General features: G+C 74.1%; 16 protein-coding genes. 13 read left to right on the top strand and 3 right to left on the bottom strand.

Going from position 1 to position 24,706, the window contains the following annotated elements:
* Nucleotides 1-188: 188 nt before the first annotated feature.
* Nucleotides 189-4,400, bottom strand: coding sequence for a molybdopterin-dependent oxidoreductase (locus ACF07N_RS19655; RefSeq protein WP_392114457.1), 4,212 nt, complete (start codon nt 4,398-4,400; stop codon nt 189-191).
* Nucleotides 4,401-4,593: 193 nt separating this feature from the next.
* On the opposite strand from ACF07N_RS19655, the gene ACF07N_RS19650 reads away from it, so the two are divergent.
* The 4 genes from ACF07N_RS19650 (at nt 4,594) to ACF07N_RS19635 (ending at nt 7,352) form a co-directional block, all read left to right on the top strand.
* Nucleotides 4,594-4,989, top strand: a complete 396-nt coding sequence (locus ACF07N_RS19650) for a cell division protein SepF (protein WP_383330446.1) — start codon at nt 4,594-4,596, stop codon at nt 4,987-4,989.
* A gap of 99 nt (nt 4,990-5,088) precedes the next feature.
* Nucleotides 5,089-6,363: an AAA family ATPase gene (locus ACF07N_RS19645; RefSeq protein ID WP_392114455.1), complete on the top strand. Its 1,275-nt coding sequence runs from the start codon at nt 5,089-5,091 to the stop codon at nt 6,361-6,363.
* On the top strand, nt 6,356-6,682 hold the full coding sequence (locus ACF07N_RS19640; RefSeq protein ID WP_383330441.1) for a nucleotide pyrophosphohydrolase: 327 nt from the start codon (nt 6,356-6,358) through the stop codon (nt 6,680-6,682). Before ACF07N_RS19645 ends, ACF07N_RS19640 begins: the two co-directional genes overlap by 8 nt.
* Nucleotides 6,683-6,881: 199 nt before the next feature.
* Nucleotides 6,882-7,352: a DUF6099 family protein gene (locus ACF07N_RS19635; RefSeq protein ID WP_383330438.1), complete on the top strand. Its 471-nt coding sequence runs from the start codon at nt 6,882-6,884 to the stop codon at nt 7,350-7,352.
* Nucleotides 7,353-7,625: 273 nt separating this feature from the next.
* Here ACF07N_RS19635 and ACF07N_RS19630 read toward each other — a convergent pair whose 3' ends face one another.
* On the bottom strand, nt 7,626-7,799 hold the full coding sequence (locus ACF07N_RS19630) for a hypothetical protein (RefSeq protein WP_311683230.1): 174 nt from the start codon (nt 7,797-7,799) through the stop codon (nt 7,626-7,628).
* 240 nt (nt 7,800-8,039) lie between these two features.
* On the opposite strand from ACF07N_RS19630, the gene ACF07N_RS19625 reads away from it, so the two are divergent.
* The 6 genes from ACF07N_RS19625 (at nt 8,040) to fxsT (ending at nt 20,550) form a co-directional block, all read left to right on the top strand.
* A complete protein-coding gene (locus ACF07N_RS19625) occupies nt 8,040-8,963 on the top strand; it encodes an LLM class F420-dependent oxidoreductase (RefSeq protein WP_392114450.1) in 924 nt (307 codons plus the stop codon).
* A gap of 156 nt (nt 8,964-9,119) precedes the next feature.
* Nucleotides 9,120-10,583, top strand: coding sequence for a 3' terminal RNA ribose 2'-O-methyltransferase Hen1 (locus ACF07N_RS19620; protein WP_392114448.1), 1,464 nt, complete (start codon nt 9,120-9,122; stop codon nt 10,581-10,583).
* Nucleotides 10,580-13,120, top strand: a complete 2,541-nt coding sequence (locus ACF07N_RS19615; protein WP_392114445.1) for a polynucleotide kinase-phosphatase — start codon at nt 10,580-10,582, stop codon at nt 13,118-13,120. Before ACF07N_RS19620 ends, ACF07N_RS19615 begins: the two co-directional genes overlap by 4 nt.
* Before the next feature lie 204 nt (nt 13,121-13,324).
* Nucleotides 13,325-14,830, top strand: coding sequence for a hypothetical protein (locus ACF07N_RS19610; protein ID WP_392114442.1), 1,506 nt, complete (start codon nt 13,325-13,327; stop codon nt 14,828-14,830).
* Entirely contained in the window at nt 14,827-15,951 is a 1,125-nt protein-coding gene (locus ACF07N_RS19605) for a MoxR family ATPase (RefSeq protein ID WP_392114440.1), read from the top strand. Before ACF07N_RS19610 ends, ACF07N_RS19605 begins: the two co-directional genes overlap by 4 nt.
* On the top strand, nt 15,952-20,550 hold the full coding sequence (fxsT, locus tag ACF07N_RS19600) for an FxSxx-COOH system tetratricopeptide repeat protein (RefSeq protein ID WP_392114437.1): 4,599 nt from the start codon (nt 15,952-15,954) through the stop codon (nt 20,548-20,550).
* Nucleotides 20,551-20,596: 46 nt separating this feature from the next.
* On the opposite strand, the gene ACF07N_RS19595 is transcribed toward fxsT, so the two are convergent.
* The gene (locus ACF07N_RS19595; protein ID WP_392114434.1) at nt 20,597-21,955 is read right to left on the bottom strand and encodes a cation:proton antiporter; all 1,359 of its coding nucleotides are present in this window, start codon (nt 21,953-21,955) and stop codon (nt 20,597-20,599) included.
* 110 nt (nt 21,956-22,065) lie between these two features.
* Here ACF07N_RS19595 and ACF07N_RS19590 point away from each other — a divergent pair, with 110 nt between their 5' ends.
* The 3 genes from ACF07N_RS19590 (at nt 22,066) to ACF07N_RS19580 (ending at nt 24,667) form a co-directional block, all read left to right on the top strand.
* The gene (locus tag ACF07N_RS19590; protein WP_392114431.1) at nt 22,066-23,232 is read left to right on the top strand and encodes a hypothetical protein; all 1,167 of its coding nucleotides are present in this window, start codon (nt 22,066-22,068) and stop codon (nt 23,230-23,232) included.
* Complete coding sequence (locus ACF07N_RS19585) at nt 23,229-24,335, top strand: caspase family protein (RefSeq protein WP_392114428.1); 1,107 nt, start codon at nt 23,229-23,231, stop codon at nt 24,333-24,335. The genes ACF07N_RS19590 and ACF07N_RS19585 overlap by 4 nt, the downstream gene beginning before the upstream one ends.
* A 104-nt stretch (nt 24,336-24,439) precedes the next feature.
* Nucleotides 24,440-24,667, top strand: a complete 228-nt coding sequence (locus ACF07N_RS19580; RefSeq protein ID WP_383330407.1) for a hypothetical protein — start codon at nt 24,440-24,442, stop codon at nt 24,665-24,667.
* Nucleotides 24,668-24,706 lie beyond the last annotated feature (39 nt).

Here is a 24,706-nt window from a genome sequence, read left to right as displayed (position 1 = left end):
TCCGGGACTGTGCCCCGGGGGGTCCGTCGGTCTGGCGGACAAGGACGTGCTCCTCGTGTGTGGTCGGTACCGGGCACAACGCTCCTCGCCGCGCCGGTGTTCCCGAACTCATTCTACGAGGGTGTAGAAAACAGTGCCGGGCGTGTCCGGCCCCGGTCCGGGACGTCCGGACGGGCCGGAACCAGCGGTCAGTACACGTCCCGCACGTACCGCTTGTCCGCCGCCAGCTGCTTCACGTACGCGGCGGCCTCCGTCTCGCTGAGCCCGCCGTGCGCCACCGCGATGTCCCGCAGCGCCCGGTCGACGTCCTTGGCCATCCGGGAGGCGTCCCCGCACACGTAGAACCGGGCGCCGTCGGACAGCCAGTGCCACAGCTCCGGCCCGTGCTCGCGCATCCGGTCCTGCACGTACACCTTGTTGCGCTGGTCGCGGGAGAAGGCCGTGTCCAGCCGGGTCAGGGTGCCCTCGTCGCGCAGGGCGGTCAGCTCGTCCCGGTAGTAGAAGTCCGTCGCGCGGTGCTGCTCGCCGAAGAACAGCCAGTTCGGGGCGCGGTGGCCGAGTGCCCGCCGCTCCTGCAGGAAGCCGACGAAGGGCGCCACCCCGGTGCCGGGGCCGACCATGACCATCGGCGTCGAGGCGTCGGAGGGGGGCCGGAAGTGCGGTGAACGCCGCACGAACACCGGCACCGGCGTGTCCGGCCCGGCGTCGGCGAGGAACGGCGAGCAGACCCCGCCGCGCGCCCGGCCGCGCAGGTTCTCGTAGCGCACCACCGACACCGTCAGCGCCACCAGGTGCGGGTCGACCAGCGGACTGGAGGAGATGGAGTACAGCCGCGGCTGGAGCTTCCTGAGCACCCCGGCCCACTCCCCGGCACTCGCCCGGACCGCGTACTCGGCGACCACGTCCACGGCCTGCCGCCCCCAGCTCCACTGCGCCAGGCCGTCCTGGTTGTCGGGCCGCAGCAGCCTGCGCAGCTCGTGGTCGTCGCGGGCGCGCCCGGCGACGAAGCGGAGCAGGTCGGGGGTGATCCGGGTGATGTCCAGGTGCCGCAGCAGGGCCTCACCGAAGGGGACGTCCCCGGCCCCGCCGACCGGCACCGGCGTCGAGGCGTCCAGCCCCGTCACCGCCAGCCACTCCTCCACCAGCGCGGGCGCGTTCACCGGCCGCACCCCGAGCGCGTCCCCGGCCTCGTAGGTCAGGTCCGTGCCGCTCGTGTCGAAGGTGAACCGCCGGACCTCCTTGCCCGCGCCGGGCCGGCTGAGCAGCCGGTTGCCCACGAGCCGGGCCGTGGTGGCCGCCGGTTCCGGACGGGCGGTGGCGGGCGGGAGCCCGGAGCGGGCCGCGGACCCGGCCGGGGCCGGCGGCCCGGGGCGCTCGGAGACGGTTCCGCCCAGCACCGCGAGCACCTCGTCGAGCCAGGCGCCCGCCAGCGGTCCGTAGTCCGGCTCGCAGTCGGTGCGCGGGGCCAGCCGCACCCCGCCCAGCTCGCCGAGGCGCGCGTCCAGCCGCCGCCCGTGCCCGCAGAAGTCGTCGTACGCGGAGTCGCCGAAGGCCAGCACGGCGTACCGCACCCCGTCCAGCCGCGGGGCGCCGTCCCCGGAGAGGGCGTCCCAGAGGCCGGCGCCGTTGTCGGGCGCGTCGCCGTCCCCGAAGGTGCTCGTGATGAAGAGCAGGTCGGCGGTGCGGGCGAGTGCGCCGACGTCGGCCTCGTCCATGCCGACGAGGGTCGTGCGGTGCCCGGTCGCGGTCAGCCGCTCGGCGGTGGCGGCGGCGAACTCCTCGGCGGTGCCGGTCTGCGAGGCCCACAGCACCACGACCTCACGCCCGGCCGGCTCGCCCGCGGGTCCGGCAGGCGGTGCCGAGCGCGAGTACATGCCGGCGAGGACGCCGTCGACCCACAGGGCGTGCTCGGGGGAGAAGGGCGCGTCCGGCGGCAGCACCGGAACACCCGGGGCACCCGATCCGAGCCCGGCGAGGAAGCCGGTGAGGTACTGGCGCTCCCGCGCGGACAGCACCGGGGGAGGGGAGGGCTCGATCCCGAAGGGGCTCGCGGTGCCGGGCGTGACGGCCGTGGGCGCCAGGGCCTCGCCGGGGGCGGCGGGGGCGGAGCCCGAGGTGACGGACGCCGTCACGTCCGCGGCCGGCGCGCCGGCCGCCGCCCCGGCGGAACGGGTCTGCCCGGAACCCGTCTGCCCGGAGCCGGTCTGCCCGGAGCCGGTCCGGGTGGAACCCGCCCCTGCGGCTGCCGCCACCTTCGCCAGTGACACCGCGCAGACCTTGAACTCCGGCTGGAACGACAGCGGGTCCACCGCGTCGCTCGTCACCGCGTTGACGCTGAGGTACTCGCCGAACAGGTCGTTCCAGTGGAACGGCGCGAAACAGCACCCCGGCCGCACCCGGTCCGTGACCACCGCGGGCAGCACCGCACGGCCGCGCCGGGAGGCCACCTCCACGAGATCGCCCTCGGTGAGCCCGAGCACCGAGGCGTCCCCGGGGTGCACCTCCACGAACGGCCCCGCGTTCAGCCTGTTGAGCTTGGCGACCTTCCCGGTCTTGGTCAGTGTGTGCCACTGGTGCTGCACCCGGCCGGTGTTCAGCGTGAACGGATAGTCGTCGTCGGGCAGTTCCGCGGCCGGCAGATGGGGCCGGGCGAAGAAGACGGCACGCCCGTTCGCCGTCGGGAAACGCAGCTCACCGTCGCCGACGTACCGGATCGGATTGCGCTGGGGGCCGTCCTCGCGCGCGGCCGGCCACTGCACGGGCGTCTCGCGCAGCCGCCGGTAGGTCACCCCGCGCAGGTCCCACCCGGTCGTCGGGTTGTGGAAGCGCCGGATCTCCTCGAAGACCTGCTCGGCGCTGTCGTACGAGAAGCCCTTCCCGTACCCCATCGCGCGGGCGACCTCCGCGATGATCCGCCAGTCGGCCATCGCCTCCCCGGGCGGGTCGGCGGCCGGGGAGGTCAGGGTGAGGTCGCGCTCGCTGTTGACGAAGACGCCCTCCGCCTCGGTCCACATCGCGCCGGGCAGGACGACGTCGGCGTACGCGTTCGTCTCGGTGTCCGCGAAGACGTCCTGCGTCACGACGAACTCCGCGGCCTCCAGCCCCTCGATGACCGTGCGGCGGTTGGCGACCGAGGCGACCGGGTTGGTGCAGATGATCCAGACGGCCCTGATCCCGCCGTCGGCCAGCTGCCGGAACATCTCCACGGTGCCCCTGCCGACGCCGTCGGCGCGCAGGGTGCCCGGCGGCAGCTCCCACACCTCCTCGGTGAACGCCCGCTCCTCGGCCACGAGCACCGACCGCTGCCCCGGCAGGCCCGGGCCCATGTAGCCCATCTCGCGCCCGCCCATGGCGTTCGGCTGGCCGGTCAGGGAGAACGGCCCGGCGCCCGGACGGCAGATCGCGCCCGTCGCCAGATGCAGGTTGACCAGGGCGTTGGTGTTCCAGGTGCCGTGTGTGGACTGGTTCAGGCCCATGGTCCAGCAGCTCATCCACCGGGCACCCGCGTCCCCGATCAGCCGCGCGGCCGCGCGCAGGTCCTCCTCCGCGATGCCGGTGATCCCGGCGACCGCCGCCGGGGCGTAGCCGGCGAGGAAGGCGGGCAGCTCCTCCCAGCCCTCGGTGTGCGCCGCGACGAACTCCGGGTCCGTGTGCCCGCCCTCGTGCAGCAGGTGCAGCAGGCCGTTCAGCAGCGCCAGGTCGGTGCCGGGCGCGACCTGCAGGAACAGGTCGGCCTTGGCGGCGGTGGCGGTCCGGCGCGGATCGACCACGATCAGCTTGGCACCCGCCTTGACCCGCTCCATCATCCGCAGGAAGAGGATCGGATGGCAGTCGGCCATGTTCGAGCCGATGACGAGGAAGAGATCCGCCCGGTCGAAGTCCTCGTAGGAGCCGGGCGGGCCGTCCGCGCCCAGCGACAGCTTGTAGCCGGTGCCCGCGCTCGCCATGCACAGCCGCGAGTTCGACTCGATCCGGTTCGTCCGCACGAACCCCTTGGCCAGCTTGTTCGCCAGGTACTGAGCCTCCAGGCTCAGCTGCCCGGACACGTAGAAGGCGACCGCGTCCGGCCCGTGCTCGTCGACGATGCCCCGCAACCGTGCGGCGGTCGTGGCGATCGCGTCGGCCACCGGCGTCGGGACCGGCTCCTCGCCCCGGTCGCCCCGCACCAGCGCGGTGGTCAGCCGGCCGGGCGCGGCCAGCAGGTCGGCCGTCGTCGCGCCCTTGGTGCACAGCCGGCCGGCGTTCGCCGGGTGCGCCTTGTCGCCGGAGGCCTTCAGGACGGTGCGCCGGCCGTCCGGCCCCCTGGCCACATCGAGCACGAGACCGCAGCCGACACCGCAGTAGGAGCAGACGGTGCGCACCTGCCGCGTGTCCGGCGGGGTCCCGGGGATCGTGGTCATGCCCCGACGGTACGAATCGCCCGTTACGCCACTGTCACGCGGCTCGATCATCGGAAGTTACGCCCGTCACACAGCCGCCGACAGGCCGTTGTGAGGTGCATTGACATCGCGGAGCGTGTCGCAGTTGGGCCGAACGGGTGACTCTGCGCAAGAATTGCCCGATGCAGACAGCCAGTGCGAGCCAGGACGGAGCATGCCGGTGAACAGCCACGATGTCACCGACGAACAGTGGGAGGGGCTCGCCCAGGTCGTGCCGCTGCGGGGCCGGGACGCCTGGCCCTCCTCCGTCGGCCACCGCTCCATACCCGAGGCCGTGACCGAGGCGCGCCGCCGTTTCGTCGTGCTGCGCGTGAACGTCTTCGCCGACGCCCGGGACGTCGCGGAGACCCTGATGGCGGGCGTGCCGGTGCTGCTCGACCTGACCGGCGCGGAGACGGAGGTGGCCAAGCGGGTCCTCGACTTCAGCACGGGCGTCGTCTTCGGCCTGGCGAGCGGGATGCACCGGGTCGACCGGAACGTGTTCCTGCTGACCCCGGCCGGGACCGAGGTGACGGGACTGATGGAGGGCGTCGGGGTTCCCGGGGCGTGACCCGGGGACCGGACCACTGGGAGGGAGTGGTCGCCCGATCGTAGGAACGCCGCGGGGGCGGAACGGTTCGCCCCGCGGGCGGAGTCCTACCGTCCGGATATGACGCCGCCCCTCGATCCCGCCACGCCCTCCCGCCCGGCCGCAGCACCGGCGCCTCCGCCCCCCTCACCGCCCACCCCCCACCCCGCACCACCGCCCGTCCCCGCTCCGGGCGGCCCCGCCGCACCCGGGCATCCCGACCGCCCCCGCGTCACCGAACTGCGCCTGTCCGCCTTCGCCGGCCACCGCGGGGCCGTGCTGCCGCTGGGGCGGCTCACCCTCCTGGCCGGTCCCAGCGGCTCCGGCAAGTCCAGCGCGCTGCGCGCCTACGAGGCACTCGCCCGGCTCGGAGGCGGCGCCGCCCTCGGCGAGGCGTTCCCGGACCTCGCCGTCTGCGTCCCGGAACGGGCCCGGCCCGACGCCCAGCGCCGCCGGGGCTTCCGCATCGGCTGCACCGCGGACGGCCCGGCCGGTCCGGTCCGGCTCGACGTCGCCGTGCAGGCCGAGCCCGAACCCCGCATCGTGGGCGAACGGCTCACCTCCGGCGGACTGGTCCTGCTGGAGACCGCCCTGCGCGACCCGGGCAAACGCGCCGTCCAGGCCGCCTGGCACACGGCCGGGCCGTCCCCGGTGACCCGGGGTCCGCTCCCCGACGACCGGCTCGGCACCGCCCTGCTGCCGTTGCGCGTGGCGGGCCGGACACCCGGGCAGCGCAGCGTACTGGCCGCCGCCGAGCAGATGGTCGTCGCGCTGCGCTCCGTCTTCGCCTGCGACCCCGACCCCGCCCGCATGCGCGGCCCCGTACCGGCCGGGCCCGGCCGCCTGCTGGGCGACTGCGGCAACCTCGCCGAGGTGCTGTGGCGCACCCGGGCCGAGTGCGGGCGGCGGCACGCGCTGTTCGTGGCGGCGGTGCGGGCGGGATGCGCCGGGCCGGTGGCGGACGTGCTCGCCGGGCCCGGCAGCCCCGGGGCCGTCGGGCCGGACGGCGCCAGGGCCGTCCGTGCGGCGCTCGACCGCGGTGACGGCGTCCGTACCGACCTGGGCCGGCTCGGCGACGGCGAACTGCGTTACCTGGCGCTTTCCTTGGTGCTCCTGACCGGTCCCGGTGTCCTGGAGGTCGACCCGGCCTGCGAGGTGCCCGCCGCCCTCCAGACACTCACCGTCCTGGCCGACGGACTCGACCGGGCCCTGGACCCGCGGCAGCGGCGGGAGCTGCTGGCCCTCGCCGCCCGGATGTGCGACCGGGGGCACCTCCGGCTGGTCGGCACGGTCAGCGACGCCTCCTGGGCGGCCGGGGCCGAGGGCGTCACGGTGGTACACCTGGACCGTGACTGAACCCCTGGACGTGGCGACGCTGCAACGCCGGCTGGCCGATTTCGCCGCCGCGCGGAACTGGCAGCAGTACCACACCCCCAAGAACCTGGTCGCCGCGCTCAGCGTGGAGGCGTCCGAACTGGTCGAGATCTTCCAGTGGCTGACGCCGGAGCAGTCGGCGGGCGTGATGTCCGACCCGGACACCGCGCACCGCGTCACGGACGAGGTCGCCGACGTGCTCGCGTATCTGCTGCAACTGTGCGAGGTGCTCGGCATCGACCCGCTGGCAGCGCTGGACGCGAAGATCGACCGCAACGAACGGCGGTTCCCGCTGCCGTAGCGCGCGTCCGGCCCGACCGGGGGAGCCGCACAGTCCACTTGTACTCTGAGTAATCAACTGGCGGCCCGAATCCGAATTGTTGTCCGTTAATTTCCGTCTTCCTCTGGCTTTTGGTCTCACGGGCCTTCACTCTGGGTAGTGAACAAGGGAGTTCGGGCAGGCGGACGCGCGGGGCGCGTCGGACAGACGGGGGCAGCGCATGGACGCGGTGCGGCTCATCGTGACGAGCAGGCGGTCCCTGGCCGCGGGCGGCGAGGCGCGGGAGGTCATGGCCGAGGTGTGGCAGGCGCAGGCCCTCGCGCAGGCGATAGGGAGCCGCCTCGCCGTCGCCGGCCCACCGGAACTGCGCGGTGAGGCGCTGGGGTTGACGGAGCTGGCGGGCCGCGGCTGCGGCGTGCTGGACGCGCCCGAACTGGCCCCCGGAGAGCTCCGGGCCGGCCAGCTCACGGAGCTGGGCGACGCCCGCCACACGCTGATGTACCTCGGCGGCCTGCTCGGGGAGGTCGGCATCGCCCTGGTCGCCCTCGCCTGTGCCGCGGCCGACGAGGGCACGTACTGGCAGTGCATGGAGGCCATCGACGCGGCCGACGAGTCCCGCGACCGCGTCCTGGAGATGCTTCGCAGACTCGCCGACCGCGAACAGGCGTTACCTGAGCGGGAGGCGGGGTGAGGCGGGCGGCGGGGTGAGGGCGGCGGGACCGGCGGACCGCTTGACGGGACCCGCGGGCCGCTTCCGGCGGATGCCGGGCGGACGAGGACGGCAACCGGTCCGAAAGCCTCGGCGGTGAACCGGCCCCTGCGGCCCCGGCGTGAACCGATCAGCCGCTCCAGGCGTGATGGGGCCCTCGTTTCCCCGGCGTGAAGCGGCCCTCGTGCCCCCCCAGGCCTGAACCGGTCCCAGCCCCTCCCGGCGTGCAGCGCTTGAGTCCCGGACAGCCGGCCCCTAGCCGGCCCGGCCCTCCTCCACCGCCTCCCGCCCCGCGTCCCCCGACGCCTGCAGGTCCGCGTCCAGCGCCGACAGGTCCGCGTTCAGCGCCGCCATCAGCTCCTCCATCTGCTGCAGCAGCCCTTTCGGCTGCCCGGTCCCGCCCTGTTGCGGCACGGTCTCTTCGGACATGACGGCCTCCTCGGCCCCTGGCCCCCCGGGGAGGCCGACGCGGGTGACGCCCCGGCGGTGACGGGCCGGTGCGGAAGCCGGGGGCTCCGGCTCCGCCCGAGCCAACGATCACCACCCGGGGCGGTCACTGGCCCGGTCAGGCACGTCCAGCGGTATTGACGTAATTTCACCCGACCGGGGACGGGCCGGGACGGGGGACCGATCGCGTGATCCGGCGCCCCGGCGTGCAGGATGGGAGGCATGGATCTGCGCATCTTCACCGAGCCCCAGCAGGGGGCCACCTACGACACTCTGCTCACCGTCGCCAAGGCCACCGAGGACCTCGGCTTCGACGCCTTCTTCCGCTCCGACCACTACCTGCGCATGGGCAGCGTGGACGGCCTGCCCGGCCCGACCGACGCCTGGATCACGCTGGCCGGCCTCGCCCGCGAGACCAAGCGCATCCGCCTCGGCACGCTGATGACCGCCGGCACCTTCCGGCTGCCCGGCGTCCTCGCCATCCAGGTCGCGCAGGTCGACCAGATGTCCGGCGGCCGTGTCGAACTCGGCCTCGGCGCGGGCTGGTTCGAGGAGGAGCACAAGGCCTACGGCATCCCCTTCCCCAAGGAGAAGTTCGCCCGACTCGAGGAGCAGCTGGAGATCGTCACGGGCCTGTGGGCCACGCCCGCCGGCAAGACCTACGACTTCCACGGCACCTACTACGACCTCACGGACTCGCCCGCGCTGCCCAAGCCGGCCCAGGCGAAGATCCCCGTCCTCGTCGGCGGCCACGGCCCGACCCGCACCCCGCGGCTGGCCGCCCAGTACGCCGACGAGTTCAACATGCCGTTCGCCTCCGTCGAGGACAGCGAGCGCCAGTTCGCCCGGGTGCGCGCCGCCGCCGAGGAGGCCGGCCGCAAGGGCGACGACCTGATCTACTCCAACGCCCTCGTCGTCTGCGTCGGGCGGGACGACCAGGAGGTGGCCCGCCGGGCCGCCGCGATCGGCCGCGAGGTCGACGAGCTCAAGCTCAACGGCCTGGCCGGGTCCCCGGCCGAGGTCGTCGACAAGATCGGCCGTTACGCCGCCGTCGGCTCCCGCCGCATCTACCTCCAGGTCCTCGACCTGGACGACCTGGACCACCTGGAGCTGATCTCCTCACAGGTGCAGTCGCAGCTGTCGTAGCGGCCGGGCCCGTCCGCCGCCGATAAACGAAGGCGCTGGTGGGCACAGGTGTGCGAAGCTGTGGGCGTCGTCCTGCCGGGCCCCCGGGATCACCACTCCTGGGGGCTTTCGCATACGGCACCGCAGTCATCCGACCCGGCCGGAGAGGCCCTCCGCATGTTCCTGACGATCAGTACCACCGGCACCCCAGAGCGTCCCGCGACCGACCTCGGCTACCTGCTGCACAAGCATCCCGACAAGGCGCAGGCGTTCTCCACCTCCTCCGGCACCGCGCACGTCCTCTACCCCGAGGCGGACGCCCGGCGCTGCACGGCGGCCCTGCTGCTGGAAGTGGACACGGTGGCCCTGGTCAGGAAGGGCAAGGGCAAGGGCCGCGGCGGCGCCCCGGACGCGGCGCTCGCCCAGTACGTCAACGACCGCCCCTACGCGGCCTCCTCCCTGCTCGCCGTGGCGCTGGGCAACGTCTTCTCCAGCGCGATGAAGGGTGTCTGCCACGCCCGCCCGGAGCTGCCCGGCCAGGCCAGGCCGCTGCGGATCGAGGTGCCCGCGCTGCCCGCCCGCGGCGGCCCGGCCCTCGTCGCGAAGCTCTTCGAGCCGCTCGGCTGGACGGTCACCGCGGAACCGGTGCCGCTGGACACCGCGTTCCCCGGCTGGGGCGACTCGCGGTACGTGCGTCTCGTCCTCGAATCCGGCACGCTCACCCTCGCCGAGGCCCTGCGCCACCTGTACGTGCTGCTCCCCGTCCTCGACGACGCCAAGCACTACTGGGTCGCCCCCGACGAGGTCGACAAGCTGCTGCGCGCCGGTGAGGGCTGGCTGCCCGGCCACCCGGAGCAGCGGCTGATCACCAGCCGCTACCTCTCCCGCCGCTGGTCGCTGACCCGCCAGGCGACCGAGCGGCTGGAGCTGGTGCGGCTCGCCGAGGCCGACGACAGCGAGGTCGAGACGATCGACAACGCGGTCGAGGCGGAGACCGAGACGGAGGAGAAGCCCACCCCGCTGGCCGTGCGGCGCCGCGAGGCGATCGTCACCGCGCTGCGGAACTCCGGGGCCTCCCGCGTGCTCGACCTGGGCTGCGGCCAGGGCCAGTTGGTGCAGACCCTGCTCAAGGACCCGGCGTTCACCGAGATCGTCGGCGTCGACGTGTCGATGCGCGCCCTCACCATCGCCTCCCGGCGGCTGAAGCTGGACCGCATGGGCGAGCGGCAGGCGTCCCGCGTCACGCTCCTCCAGGGCTCGCTCACCTACACCGACACCCGCCTCAAGGGCTACGACGCCGCCGTGCTCAGCGAGGTCATCGAGCACCTCGACCTGTCCCGGCTGCCCGCCCTGGAGTACGCCGTGTTCGGCGCGGCCCGGCCGCGCACGGTCCTCGTGACGACCCCCAACGTCGAGTACAACGTGCGCTGGGAGACCCTCCCTGCCGGACACGTCCGGCACGGCGACCACCGCTTCGAGTGGACCCGCGACGAATTCCGGGCCTGGGCGCAGGCGGTGGCCGAACGCCACGGCTACACGGTCGCGTACGAGCCCGTGGGACCCGACGACCCCGAGGTGGGACCGCCCACCCAGATGGCCCTGTTCACCCTGACCGGCCCGAAGGAGGCGAAGGCGGCATGACCGACGAGACGCAGGGGCGCGTGCTGCCCGTCACCGACCTGTCCCTGGTGGTGCTCATCGGCGCCTCCGGATCCGGCAAGTCCACCTTCGCCCGCAGGCACTTCAAGCCGACCGAGGTCATCTCGTCCGACTTCTGCCGCGGCCTCGTCTCGGACGACGAGAACGACCAGAGCGCGACCAAGGACGCCTTCGACGTCCTGCACTACATCGCCGGCAAGCGCCTGGCAGCGGGCCGGCGCACGGTCGTGGACGCGACCAGCGTGCAGTCCGAGGCCCGCCGCCAGCTGATCGACCTGGCCCGGCAGTACGACGTGCTGCCCATCGCCATCGTGCTCGACGTGCCCGAGGAGGTGTGCGCCGAGCGCAACGCGGCCCGCACCGACCGCGCCGACATGCCCCGCCGGGTCATCCAGCGCCACACCCGCGAACTGCGCCGCTCCCTCAGGCACCTGGAGCGCGAGGGCTTCCGCAAGGTGCACGTCCTGCGCGGCGTCGACGAGGTCGAGCACGCGACGGTCGTCACCGAGAAGCGCTTCAACGACCTCACCCACCTCACCGGACCGTTCGACATCATCGGCGACATCCACGGCTGCGCCGCCGAACTGGAGGCCCTGCTCGGCAAGCTGGGCTACACCGACGGCGTCCACCCGGAGGGCCGCACGGCCGTCTTCGTCGGCGACCTCGTCGACCGCGGCCCCGACAGCCCCGGCGTGCTGCGCCGCGTGATGTCCATGGTGAAGTCCGGCAACGCGCTGTGCGTGCCCGGCAACCACGAGAACAAGTACGGCCGCTACCTGCGCGGCCGCAACGTCCAGCACACCCACGGGCTCGCGGAGACCATCGAGCAGATGGCCGGCGAGAGCGAGGAGTTCGTCGCCGAGGTGCGGCAGTTCCTCGACGGGCTCGTCAGCCACTACGTCCTCGACGGCGGCCGGCTCGTCGTCTGCCACGCCGGCCTGCCCGAGAAGTACCACGGCCGCACCTCCGGCCGGGTCCGCAGCCACGCCCTGTACGGCGACACGACCGGGGAGACCGACGAGTTCGGCCTGCCGGTGCGCTACCCGTGGGCGGAGGAGTACCGCGGCCGCGCGGCGGTCGTCTACGGCCACACCCCCGTCCCGGAGGCCACCTGGCTCAACAACACCATCTGCCTGGACACCGGCGCCGTCTTCGGCGGCAAGCTCACCGCGCTGCGCTGGCCGGAGCGCGAGCTGGTCGACGTCCCCGCCGAGCGGGTCTGGTACGAGCCGCTGAAGCCGCTGCGCAGCGAGGCGCCCGGCGGGCACGACGGCCGCCCGCTGGACCTCGCGGACGTGCGCGGCCGCCGGGTCGTGGAGACCCGGTACCAGGGCCGCGTCTCGGTCCGCGAGGAGAACGCGGCGGCGGCCCTGGAGGTCATGAGCCGCTTCGCCGTGGACCCACGGCTGCTGCCGTACCTGCCGCCGACCATGGCCCCGACGGCCACGAGCCACGTCGACGGTTACCTGGAGCACCCGGCCGAGGCCTTCGCCCAGTACGAGCGGGACGGTGTCGCGCGGGTCGTGTGCGAGGAGAAGCACATGGGCTCGCGCGCGGTGGCCCTGGTGTGCCGCGACGCGGAGGCGGCCCGCAAGCGCTTCGGCGTGGACGGGCCCACCGGGTCTGTCTACACCCGCACCGGCCGCCCGTTCCTGGACGACGACACGCTCACCGAGGCGGTCCTCGACCGGCTGCGCACGGCGATCGGCGAGGCGGGCCTGTGGGACGAACTGGAGACGGACTGGCTGCTGCTGGACGCCGAGCTGATGCCCTGGTCGCTGAAGGCGTCCGGGCTGCTGCGGTCGCAGTACGCCGCCGTGGGCGCCGCGTCCGGCGCGGTGTTCCCCGGGGCGCTGGACGCGCTGCGGGGCGCCGCCGAGCGGGGCGTGGACGTGTCCGGCCTGCTGGCCCGCACCGGTGAACGCGCCGCCGACGCGGCCGCGTTCACCGCCGCCTACCGCCGCTACTGCTGGACCACCGACGGCCTGGACGGCGTCCGCCTGGCACCGTTCCAGCTCCTCGCGGTCCAGGGCCGCAGCCTGGCCGCCCTGCCGCACGACGAGCAGCTCGCCCTCATCGACCGGCTCGTCGAGCACGACGGCAGCGGCCTGCTCCAGACCACCCGCCGGCTCTACGTCGACACCGCCGACCCCGAGTCGGTCCGGGCCGGTGTCGACTGGTGGCTGGAGATGACCGGCCGCGGCGGCGAGGGCATGGTCGTCAAGCCGGTCGGCGCGGTCGTCCGCGACGGCCAGGGCCGCCTGGTCCAGCCCGGCATCAAGTGCCGTGGCCGGGAGTACCTGCGGATCATCTACGGCCCTGAGTACACCCGCCCGGAGAACCTCGCCCGCCTGCGCTCCCGGTTCCTCAACCACAAGCGCTCCCTGGCGATCCGCGAGTACGCGCTCGGCTTGGAGGCCCTGGACCGGCTGGCCGGGGGTGAACCGCTGTGGCGGGTGCACGAGGCGGTGTTCGCGGTGCTGGCACTGGAGTCGGAGCCGGTGGATCCGCGGCTGTGAGGCGGTCGGGACCCGGTTCCGGCCAGGCTCGTCCCGCCTCGGGCGATCCTGGCCGGACGTCGTCCGCCGGGTCCCGTTCGTCCCTGGTTAACCGCTGGTTGCCGTGCTAACTTCGCTGGTCGGTCAGGCAGGTGTACCGGCTCGGGGGGAAAGTCGGTGGAGAGACACGCGGGGTCCCGCGAACCCGAGGGCGGACCCGGGGGTGTGGACGGCTTACGGCTGCTGCTGGGGCGGCTGACCAACGCGCTCTGCGACCTGGGCTGCATGGAGGACGCGCACGGCCGGCTGCACTTCGGTGTCGTGCTGGGCGACCTGTTGGGGCGTCAGATCGACCTGCGCGGCGTCAAGTTGCGCGAGGACGTGGTGCTGATGGTGCGTGCCGCGCTGAACGTGCCCGGTGGCGAGCGCGTACTGGTCGAGGTGGTGCGCATCCTCGAAGGCGACCTGGCGGGCGACAACCTCGACGACCTGCTCGACCAGTGGCTGAACCCCGCCCCGCCGCCCGTCCTGCACGGCCCCCTCTCCCGCGAGGACGAGGCGAGCGCCCGCGCCCTGCTCGCCGCGGCCGCCCCGCCCGCCGGCCGGCTGCGCGACGCCCTGGTCGAGGAACTCAACGGCGGTGACCTGCCCACCGGCCTCACCCCGGAACAGCTCCTCGCGCACGTCCTCGACCGGAACGCGCAACCGGACGGACTGCCCCCCGCCGTCCTCCTGGCCGACCACGCCGCCGCGCTCTCCGCCGACCCCGGGCACCGCACCGCCCTGACCGGCTGGGTCGACGACTGGGCCCGGCGGGCCGGGCTCACCGGGGCCGTGGACGAACGCCGCCGGGCGCGCCGCACGGCGACGGCCGACCCGGACATCCCGCGCTGTCTGGTCGTCTCCGTCGAGCCCGCACGCGACGGCACCGGCGAGATCGTCGTCCGCCCCTGGCTCAACACCGCGCCCGGGCACTGGGACCCGCAGCCCGGCGAGCCCGCCACGACCACCCTCGACGGACTCGGCGCGGCCGTCCAGGGCGCGTTACGGCAGGGCGCCCGCCTCTGGGCCGCCCCGGGCGAAACCGGCCCGGGTGGACACCCGCAGCCACCGCCGTACATCGAGTTCATCCTTCCGTACGACCTCCTCAACCACGATGTGGCCGGTCTGACCTTCCGGATCGGCGACGGGCAGCCGCTGCCGCTCAGCCTGAAGTACGGGGTGCACCTGCGCAGTCTGGAGCGGATGCGCACGGACGACGTCCTCGTGCGGGACCAGTGGCGGGAACGCTGGCGAACCCTGCGCGAACACGGCGTCCTGGTGCACGGCTGGCGCGAACCGGACGGCGCCCGGCTCGGCGCGTGGCAGGCCGGGCTCGCCGGGGAACCCAGACATACGGCGGTGGTGCTCGACGCCCCGTCCGACATGCCGGCACGGGAGGCCCTCAAGGCCGCCATAGCGGAAGGGATAGGACTGGCGATCTGGGACCGCAGAGGTGTCTTCCGCGAGGAGCGCCGGGAGGTGGTCACCGCCCTCTTCGCGGCCGCGCCCACCCCGGCGAGGATCCCGGTGGCCGTGCACCTGCTGCGCAGGAACGCCGAGAGCGAGGGCCGGGGACCCGGTGAGCTCCTCGGCAGACATATCGGATTCTTCTGGGACGATCCCACGCGTCCCGTGGACGTTCAGCCCACCGACCCCGGCGATCTCGCCAGCGAGGAGGCACCGGCATGAGCACGCAGGAGCAGACGGCCCAGAACGGCTGGCGGATCTTCCACGGCACGGGCGGCGCCCCGGCCGAACCGCCCGCACTGCCCGCGCCGCCGCCCTGGCGCACGTTCCGCGGCGGTCCGCCGCGACCGGTGCCGCCGGCCGACCCCGAGGCGGCGCTCCGCCGGCTCGGCCCCGGCGACGTCACCCCGCAGCTGGGCGAGGAGGAGATCGACGTCGTCAACGCCGCGCTGCTGCTGCGGCGGCCCCTGCTGATCACCGGCCCGCCCGGCGTCGGCAAGTCCACCCTCGCCTACCTCGTCTCGCGGGAGCTCGGTCTCGGCCGCGTCCTGGAGTGGAACATCGTCAGCCGCACCACCCTGCGCGACGGCCTCTACGCCCACGACGCGATGGGCCGGGCCCAGGCCATCGCCGCGTGGCGCGCCGGACTGCGCCACGCCGCCTGGGAGCCCGGGGACGAGCCGCCGGCCGGCGGGCCGGCGGCGGCCGAGGACGTGGAGCCGAGCGGAGGCGTCAACACCGCGCTTACTCAAAATCCTCGTCAACTTCCGCCAGTATTAGGGGACTTCATCACCCTGGGCCCCTTGGGGACGGCGCTGCTGCCCTACGATCGTCCCCGTGTGCTTCTCGTCGACGAACTCGACAAGAGCGACATCGACCTGCCGAACGACCTGTTGCACGTCCTGGAGAACGGAAGCTATGACGTCCCCGAGCTGGTGCGCGACGCCGCGGACACGGCGTACGTCCACACCAGCGACCCCGGGGGCCGCGCCGAGGTGCGCGACGGGCGGGTCGAGTGCCGGGAGTTCCCGGTCGTGGTGATCACCAGCAACGGGGAACGCGAGTTCCCCGCGGCGTTCCGCCGCCGCTGCCTGCCCCTGGAGATGCGCACGCCCAGCCGGGAGCAACTCCTGGCCATGGTCGAAGGCCACCTCGGAACCCGCCCCCAGGGCACGGAAGACCTGGTCGACCTGTTCGTCCAGCGGGTCCAGGCCGGCGGCACCCACTCCCTGGACCAGCTCCTCAACGCCGTCCAGATGACCACCGCCGGTGGTTTCCAGGCGGATGGTGACGGGCGTAAGCTCGTGGAAATGCTCCTGCGCGACCTCGCGAAGGGCCGCTGAATGAAGGGCAATCCCAGGGAGCACGCATCCGGGCCCGGCGACGGCTTCCCCGTGTCGGGGTCGTCGCCCCCTTCGGCGTTCCCCGAGCCCGGCGACCGGGAGCCGGAGCACGCGGCGGAGGTCCCGGCCGCCCCGGACCGGTCCGTCCCGCGCTGGCAGGACGTCGCCGACGCCGTCTGGCTCGCCGCGTACTGGAACCGCCACGGCGGCCCGCCCGCACCCGGCGGGGAGCCTGTTCCGCCGAAGACCGAGCCCCCCTCCCCGGCGGCCCCGCCCAGGGCCGAGGACGGGGACACCGGCGAGCAGGAGACGGCCCGGCCGGCCGGCGGGACAGACGCCGGAGAGACACACGCCGGAGATCCGCATCCCGGAGATCCGCACGCCGGCGACCCGGCAGCCGGCGCCGAGCGGCTTCCGCACCCGCCCGCGGCCCCCGCCCCCCGCCCGGACCCCGCGGACCCGCCCCTGCCGTGGGCCCCCGCCGCCTCCTCGGCGCGGACCACCGGCTCCCGCCTGTTACCCGACGCCGAGGGGCGCTTCACCGTGCGCCTCGGGCAGCCGCTGCTGCCCGCCGGGGACCGCCAGGAGCCCGCGCCGGGACGGATCACCGCCCGGTTCGCCCGCGCCCTGCACCAGCTGGCCCGCCGCGTGCCCTCCCGCGACACGCTCGAACTCGACGAGGACACCACCGCCGAGCAGGGAGTCGTGGACGGCATGTGGATGCCCTTCCTGCGCCCGGCCCGCACGGCGGCCTTCGACCTCGTCCTCCTCGTCGACGACGCGCCGACCCTGCGCATCTGGGAGGAGGCCGTCGCCCGTCTCGCCGAGGCCGCCGAGCAGAGCGGCGCCTTCCGGTCCGTCCGCACGGTCCGCGTGCACGTGCCCCGCACCGGCCCGGCCGCCCTGCGCTGGAGCGCCGGCCGGTCCGCCTGCGACCCGGGAGAACTCCTCGACGGGCGCGGCGACCGGGTCTTCCTCGTGGTCACCGACGGGCTGGCCCACGGCTGGGCCGCCCCCGCCGCCGACGACCTGCTCGGCCGGCTCGCCCACGCCGGCCCCACGGCGCTCGTGCACCTGCTCGCCCCGCATCTGCGCCACCGCACCTCGCTCTACCCCTACCCGGCCGTTCTGGAAGCCGGCGGATTCGGCGCCGCCAACGACGGGCTCGGACACTGGGCGCCGCCCGCCGGACCCGACCCGCTGCGCCCGCTGCCCGACGCCGGGGACGGGTCGGTGGCCGTCCCCGTCCTCTCCCTGAAACCCGCCTCCCTGTCCGCCTGGGCCGACCTCGTCACCGGGGAGCGGGGCGTGCGCCGCGCCCTGCCCGTCGTCCTGGCCGGCACCCTCACCAAGGGGTCGCCGGCGCCGGGGCTGCGCGCCCCGCGCCACCCGCGGGCCGCCCGGGCCGCCGTGCGCCGCTTCTTCACCCTCGCCACCCCCGCCGCGCGCCGGCTCGCCGCCCAACTCGCCGCCGTCCCCTTCGACTTCGACCTGGTGGAACAGCTCAGGCGGCGCACCATGCCGGAGACGGGCCCGGACCACCTCGCGGAGATCCTGATGGGCGGCCTCATCGACTGGGACGGCGGCGGGGAGGGGCGCCCCGAGTTCGCCGACGGGGTCCGTGAGGAACTGCTGGCCACCACCACCCGCAGCCAACTCGCCCACACCGTCAGCGTGGTGGGGGAACTGCCCGCGGCGGGCACCCGCGGGGTCGCCCTGCGCGCCGCCCTGCGCGACCCGATGGGCGCCACGCTTCCCGACCCGTCCGAGCGGGGCTGGGCGCGCAGCGAGCTGGCCGTGATGCGGGCGCTGTCGGGCCCGTACGCCGCACGCGCCCGCCGTATCGAGCCCCGGCTGTCGCGGACCCGCGGGCCCGGCGCCGCCGAACGAGTGAGTCCGGGAATGTCCGGAGTTACACCCTCTGAGGTGAACGGTGCGGCTGATGGGGGATTGTCCGACGGATCGGGAAGTCTGCCACCGTCGAACCGCCCCAACGAAGCTGGAGAACCACCCGTGCCACCTCTGGTATCCGACGCCACCCCACAAGAACCCCTGGAGGCTGAGCCCCCCATGCCGAGCACCCCGACGCCCTCGTCGACGCCCGCCCTGCTGGTGAACGTTCCCCTGCGGAACACCTCGTTCGTCGGCCGGCAGGCGCTGCTGAGTGCCGTGGAGGAGCAGCTCGGGGCGCAGGACACGGCGGCGGTGCTGCCCAACGCCCTGCACGGGCTCGGCGGCGTCGGCAAGTCCCAGCTGGCACTGGAGTACGTCTACACCCACCAGCACGACTACCGGGTGATCTGCTGGATCCCCGCCGAGCGCGAGAGCCTCATCCTCGCCGCGCTGGCCCAGCTGGCCGCGCAGTTGGGCGTGGCCCCGAGCGGGCAGGACAGCCTGGGCGCGCCCGCCGCCAACACGGCCGTGCCGGCCGTACTGGAGGCGCTGCGCACCGGAACGCCCTACGACAACTGGCTGCTCGTCTTCGACAACGCCGAGGACGTCGAGGCGGTGCGTCAGTACTTCCCGACCAACGGCCCGGGCAAGGTCATCGTCACCTCCCGGAACCGCGCCTGGGAGAGGGTGGCCACCTCGTTGCCCGTCAACGTGTTCGAGCGTGCGGAGTCGATCGAGCTCCTGCAGAAGCGGTCGCCGGACCTGTCCGCCGAGGACGCCGACCGGCTCGCCGAGGCCCTGGGCGACCTGCCCCTGGCGGTCGAGCAGGCGGGCGCCTGGCGCGCGGTCACCGGCATGCAGGTCGACGAGTACCTCGACCTGCTCGCCGAGCGCAGCCCCGAGATCCTCGAACTCGACCCGGCCCCCGACTACCCGGTCTCCGTCGCCGCCGCCTGGGACATCTCGCTGGAGCGGATCAAGGCCAACAACCCCGGCGCCCGGCAACTGCTCGACATCTGCGCCAGCATGGCACCCGAGCCCATTCCCCGGGCCATGCTGCGCGGCAGCCGGGGGGTCAACGTCACGCCCGAGGTCGATCCCCTGCTGCGCGAGTCGATCAAACTGAACCGCGCCGTGCGCGACCTCAGCCAGTTCTCCCTCGTCAGGGTCGACCCGCGGTCCGACACCCTCCAGATGCACCGCCTCCTGCAGACCGTGCTCCTGGCCAAACTGAGCCCGGAGGAACGCGAGCGGATGCGGGACGCCGCGCACCAGCTGCTGTCGGCCGCCAAGCCGGGCCCCTACGGCTCGTCGCTGGAATGGCGTGCCTACCAGGCGCTGCTGCCCCATGTGCTCACCTCCCAGGCGGTGACCAGCACCGACACCTACGTGCGGGAACTGGTCTTCGACACCGTGTGGTTCCTCTACTACTGGGGCGACCACGTGGGGGCCGCGGACTTCGCCCGTCAGGCGTGGAGCGCCTGGCTCGCCGCCTCCGGCGAGGAGGACGTCAACGTCCTGCGGATGATGAAGAGCCTCGGCTTCCTGCTGCGCCAGATCGGCCAGGTCCCCGAGTCCATCCCGCTCACCGAGAAGGCCCTGGAGATCTCCCGCCGGACCGAGGTCGACCCGGAGAACCTGATCGACTCGCTGTGCGAGATGGCCGACGCCCACGGCTACCAGGGCCGCTTCGAGGAGGCCAGGGCGCTGACCCAGGAGGCCACCGAACTGGCCCGGTCCCTGTTCGGGCCCGACGACCCGATGACCCTGCGCGCCACCCACGCCTGGGGGGTGGCCCTGCGCCTGTGCGGCCGGTTCAAGGACGCGCTGCCGCTGGACCAGGAGAACGCCCAGCAGCGCGAGCTGCTGTTCGGCCCCGCCAGCTTCTTCACCCTCAACACCCTCAACGCCCTCTCCATCGACATGCGTGAGAGCGGTGACTATCCCGGCGCCCGCGACTTCCAGGAGGACGCCTACCGCCGGGCGCGCGGCGAACTCGGCGAGGAACACCCGCTCACGCTGCGCATCGCCCGGAACCTCGCCGTCTGCCGCCGCCGGGACGGGGCGCACGCGGAAGCGGCCAAGCTCGCCGAGGAGACGCTGCGGCGCTTCATCGCCCGCTACGGCCCCGACCACTTCGACGCCATGTCGTCGGCCACCAACGTGTCCGTCGACCAGCGGCTGGCCGGGGACCTGGAGAGTTCCCGGCAGCTGGCGGAGGTGACGCTGCGCCGCTTCGAGCAGCGCCTCGGCCCGCACCACGCCTACACCCTGCTCACCAAGGCGAACCTGGCCGCCACGCTGCGCGCGCAAGGAGCCCTGGAACAGGCCCAGGAGCTGGAGGACGACGCGGCGCGCAGGCTGACGGACGGGGTGGGGCCCCAGCACGTCACCACCCTGACGGTCGCCCTCGGGCAGGCCAACACGGCCTACGCCCGGGTGGACTTCGAGCGTGCCTTCGAGATCGACCAGGCCAATCTGCCCCGGCTCACCGAGGTCGCGGGCGAGGAGCACCCGCTGACGCTGTCCTGCATGGCCAACCTGGGTCTCGACCTGCGGGGGCTGGGCCGCGCGGCGGAGGCGGACGAGCTCCAGCGCAAGGCCACGGACGGCTTCGCCCGGGTGGTCCGCGCCGACCACCCCTGGCTGCTCGCGGCCCGCCAGCGCCGCCGGATCGAGTGCGACATGGCGCCGATGCCGCTGTAGCGGACGGTCCGGCCGGGGTGGCGCGCGGACGCCGCCCCGGGCCGGTTCAGCCCGCGTCCGCCACCGGCTGCGCGGCGGATCCGTCGGCCGGCTGCCGTGGCGCCTCCTGGGCGGGCCGGTGCGGCGGGCCCGGAACCCGTGCCGCCGCGTCACGGCCCGGGGCGGGTGCCGGTCCGTGTGCCGACAGGCGGCGGACCAGGAGGAGCAGCGGCTGGGTGAACAGGGTCGTGGCGAGCGCCATGAATACCAGCACCGTGTAGAGCGGCTTGCTCAGCAGCCCCGCCTGGAGCCCGGCGTTGAGCGCGATCAGTTCCGTCAGGCCGCGGGCGCTCAGCAGCACGCCGACCGTCCGGGCGTCGTCGCGGCCGAGACCGCCCAGCCGGGCCGCCACCGATCCGCTGCTCACCTTCGTGACGACCGCCAGCACGGTCACCACCAGCAGCGTGAGCCAGCCGGTGGCGTTCATGCCGTTCAGCGCGACCGACTGCCCGGAGAAGACGAAGAAGTAGGGAATCAGCAGCGAGCTGACGACGTGCAAGGGCCGCAGCAGGTCCGGATCCAGCGTCCCGTCCTCCTGGCGCGGGCAGACGAGCCCGGCGAGCAGCGCGCCGCAGATCGCGTGCAGGCCGAGGAACTGCGTGACGGAGGCCGACGCGCAGGCGAAGCCGATGAGCAGCGCCAGCCGCAGGGACGGTTCCATCCGGGTCCGCCACAGCAGCCGCCGCAGCAGCGGCCGGGCCGCGAGCAGCATCAGCAGGGCGAAACCGGTGGCCACGAGTGCCCGCCACTGCCAGGCCAGCGCCTGCTCACCGGTGTCGCCGTCCAGCATCGTCCCGGCCAGCACCGTCCACCCGAGCACGTCCAGCAGCCCGGCGGCGGACACCGCGAGCACGCCCGGCACGGTGTCGGCCAGGCCGTTCTCCCGCACGATGGCCGTCAGGACCGGTACGGCCGTTATCGACAAAGCCACCCCGGCGAACAGCACCGTGCCGACGGTGGGAGCGGGCATGTCCAGAGCCCGCAACTGCTCCCGGAACAGCAGGGCGCAGCCGCTGCCCACGGCCATGGGGACGACGAACGCCGCCAGCGCCACCGTCACCGCCGTGCGGGCCCGGTCGCCCAGGACCTTCAGATCCAGCTCGTAGCCCACCGCGAACAGGAAGACCACCAGGGCGAACTGCGCCAGCCCGGTCAGCGCCGTACCGATCTCTCCGGGGAACAGCAGGGCGTGGGCGCGGGGGGCCATGCCGCCGAGCAGCGAGGGACCCAGGGCGATGCCCGCCGCCAACTGGCCGACGATGTACGGCTGCTTCAGACGCTGTGCCAGCCAGCCGGCGCCATGGCCGGCCACCAGGATCAGGGCCGAGGCGAACAGGAAATGCGTGACCACGGCTTCAGCGCTCACGGCGCCCCCCTGCATCCGGTCGTCGCGGACCCCAACTTACGTATGTTACTGGTAACTTGGCGGCGTATCGGCAGTCGTACACAACTCTGTACCGGTGTCACGGGGGGCACATGGCGACAGTCGTCTTCATCCATGGGACAGGGGTGCGCGAACCAGGCTTCTCGAAGCTTGCGGGGCGCGTGGCGGCCGGCCTGACCGCCCTGCGCGAGGGACTTCGCATCGTGCCGTACTACTGGGGCGGCACGCACGGCGCCACGCTCGCCGCGGGCGGGGCCAGCTTCCCCGCCGGGCCGGGGGGCACGTCCCGGGGCCTCGCCGGGCCCGGCCCGGAGGAGGAGACGGCCGCCGCCTGGGCCGCCCTCTACGCCGATCCCCGGAGCGAACTGCGGCTCGCGGCGGCCGGTGCGCCGCAGGTCACCGAGCGGGCCCCCGGTTCCCTGCCACCGGACCAGGCGATGCGCGCGGCGCTGGCCGGCCTGGCCGCCCAGGGCGACGGCACGGCGGCGGAACTGGGACCGGGCCTGGCGCGCGCCGCCACCGACCTCGCCGCCGATCCGCTGCTCGGGCCGGCCGCCCTCGCACTGGAGACGGACGACCTCGCGGTCCTCGCCGCCCGCGCCCTGGCCGCCCGGGTCATCGCCGATGCCCTGGACTCGGACGTCCCGCTCGTGCCTACAGGCGACCTGCGGGACACCGTCACCGAACGGCTCGCCCGGCGACTCGGCGCACGGCCCGCGGGCACGGAACGCGGCGTGCGCTCGCTCGTGCTCAAGGCCGCGGGTTCGGCGGCATCCCGTGCCGTCCTGCGCCGCCGGCGCGCCCTCACCGAGGCCGCCCACCCCGCCGCCGGTGACATCCTGCGCTACCTCAGCCGCGGCGAGGCCGTCCGCGCCGATCTGCGCCGCCTGGTGGCGGGCTTGGAGCCACCCGTCACCCTCGTCGGCCACAGCCTGGGAGGCATCATCGCGCTGGACACCCTGGTCACCGCCGAACTGCCCCAGGTCCGGCTCCTGGTGACGGCGGGCTCCCAGGCGCCCTTCCTCTACGAGTCCGGATCGCTGCCCTCCCTGGAACATCCGGCACCACTGCCGCCCCACCTGCCCCAGTGGCTGAACCTGTACGACCCGCGCGATCTGCTCTCCTACCTGGGCGCCGGCCTGTTCCCCGGGCGGGTCACCGACGTCGCGGTCGACAGCCGCCAGCCCTTCCCGGCCTCCCACAGCGCCTACTGGACCAACGCCGAGGTCTACCGGCACATCGTGGACCGGCTGCCGTGAACCCCGACCGGGTGCACGCGCTGATCGTCGGCATCGAGCGCTACGACGCCGGCCCGGCCTGGGACCTGCCCGGGCCGGCCCGGGACGCCGTCGCCTTCCACCGGCTGCTGCGCGCGGCCGGGGTGCCGGAGGAGCAACTGCGCCTGCACCTGGCGCCCCTGCCGCCGTTCGTGCCCGCGGTGCCCCACCGGCCCGCCGACCGGACCACCCTGCGCCGGGTCCTCGTCCGGGAACTGCCCCGGGAACAGGGCGACGTCCTGTGGGTGTGGTGGGGCGGGCACGGTGTGCTCGACCGGTCCGGGCACCTGCGGCTGTTCTGCGCCGACGCCACCACGGCCGACAAGCTCGGCATCGACCTCGACTCCGCGCTCGACCGGTACGCCGGGGACGCCGTACCGGGCTTCGGTGAGCAGTTGTGGGTCGTCGACGCCTGCGAGAGCTTCGAGGAGGACCTCGCCTTCCGCGAGCCGCTGCCCCCGGACGCCCTGCCCGCGGGGCGGCGCAACCACGCACACCGGCAGACGCTGCTGCGGGCGGCCGGGCGCGGGCGCGTCGCGGCCAACGACCCCGAGCGGGGGACGGGCCTGTTCTCCGAGATCCTGCTGGGCCTGCTGGCCGAGGGGGCCGCCGCCCTGCCCGCACCCCCCGATCCGGAGGGGCTGTTTCCGGCCGTGAGGTCACGCATCGCCGCCCTCAGGGAAGCGGGACATACTCTGCAGTATCCGGAGATTCGGCTGCAGGGCCCCGAGCGCACCGAGATCGTGGCCCCGGCACCGGCGGCCGCCGTGGCGCGTCCGGCCTCACCGCTGCAGCGGGCCGTGACGGCTCTCCTCGCCTATCCGCTGATGCAGGACCCGGCCGAACGGCAGGCGGTGGTCGCCTCGTTGGACCCGGGCGTCTCGGGCACGCTGGCCCGTCACAGCAAGGCCCGCACGGATGCCGTCGGCATCCTCAACGGGCTGGCGCGGCGCCGGCCGGAAGCGCTGTGGGACGTGTTCGACGCCGTGGTCTCCCTCGACGACGACCCGGAGCTCAAGGACGAACTGGCCGCCGCGCTGCGTGAATTGGAGACGTCCGTGAAGCGCCGGCGCGATCGGAAATGATCGGGTGGCGTGATCGTACGGTTTTCGACCCGGGCAGGAATGGCCATGATGGAGAGGGACGGGCACGGGGCATCGCGTGCCACCGTGCGAGAAGGGGGAGCACCTTGGACCAGCCGCCCGCTCTGTGCCACGCCGAAGCCGCCGCCCGGGAGGCGGCCGTCGCCGCGGGTACCGACGTCTGGGAATCGGACCTCGCCGACCTGGCGGGGCTGCCCCTGACCGAGGTGGACGGTCTCGCCCCGCTGCAGCCCTCCGCCCGTCTGCTCGGCGAGGTACTGCGGGCTCGGGGCAGCATCAGAGGGGGCAGCGAGGGGAGCGCTCGGGCCGAATAGCTCCCCGGCCCCGACGGCAGGCGGCCCGCACGGGGTTCG

This window comes from Streptomyces sp. NPDC015242 (assembly GCF_043079125.1).
Taxonomy (GTDB): Bacteria; Actinomycetota; Actinomycetes; order Streptomycetales; family Streptomycetaceae; genus Streptomyces.
This window is presented reverse-complemented; position numbering and strand designations above follow the sequence as displayed.

Coding starts and splice junctions, on each gene's coding strand:
- fxsT (WP_392114437.1), top strand. CDS start 15,952: ATGAAGGGCAATCCCAGGGAGCACGCATCCGGGCCCGGCGACGGCTTC.
- ACF07N_RS19650 (WP_383330446.1), top strand. CDS start 4,594: ATGCCGGTGAACAGCCACGATGTCACCGACGAACAGTGGGAGGGGCTC.
- ACF07N_RS19625 (WP_392114450.1), top strand. CDS start 8,040: ATGGATCTGCGCATCTTCACCGAGCCCCAGCAGGGGGCCACCTACGAC.
- ACF07N_RS19635 (WP_383330438.1), top strand. CDS start 6,882: ATGGACGCGGTGCGGCTCATCGTGACGAGCAGGCGGTCCCTGGCCGCG.
- ACF07N_RS19655 (WP_392114457.1), bottom strand. CDS start 4,400: ATGACCACGATCCCCGGGACCCCGCCGGACACGCGGCAGGTGCGCACC.
- ACF07N_RS19620 (WP_392114448.1), top strand. CDS start 9,120: ATGTTCCTGACGATCAGTACCACCGGCACCCCAGAGCGTCCCGCGACC.
- ACF07N_RS19605 (WP_392114440.1), top strand. CDS start 14,827: ATGAGCACGCAGGAGCAGACGGCCCAGAACGGCTGGCGGATCTTCCAC.
- ACF07N_RS19615 (WP_392114445.1), top strand. CDS start 10,580: ATGACCGACGAGACGCAGGGGCGCGTGCTGCCCGTCACCGACCTGTCC.
- ACF07N_RS19645 (WP_392114455.1), top strand. CDS start 5,089: ATGACGCCGCCCCTCGATCCCGCCACGCCCTCCCGCCCGGCCGCAGCA.
- ACF07N_RS19590 (WP_392114431.1), top strand. CDS start 22,066: ATGGCGACAGTCGTCTTCATCCATGGGACAGGGGTGCGCGAACCAGGC.
- ACF07N_RS19630 (WP_311683230.1), bottom strand. CDS start 7,799: ATGTCCGAAGAGACCGTGCCGCAACAGGGCGGGACCGGGCAGCCGAAA.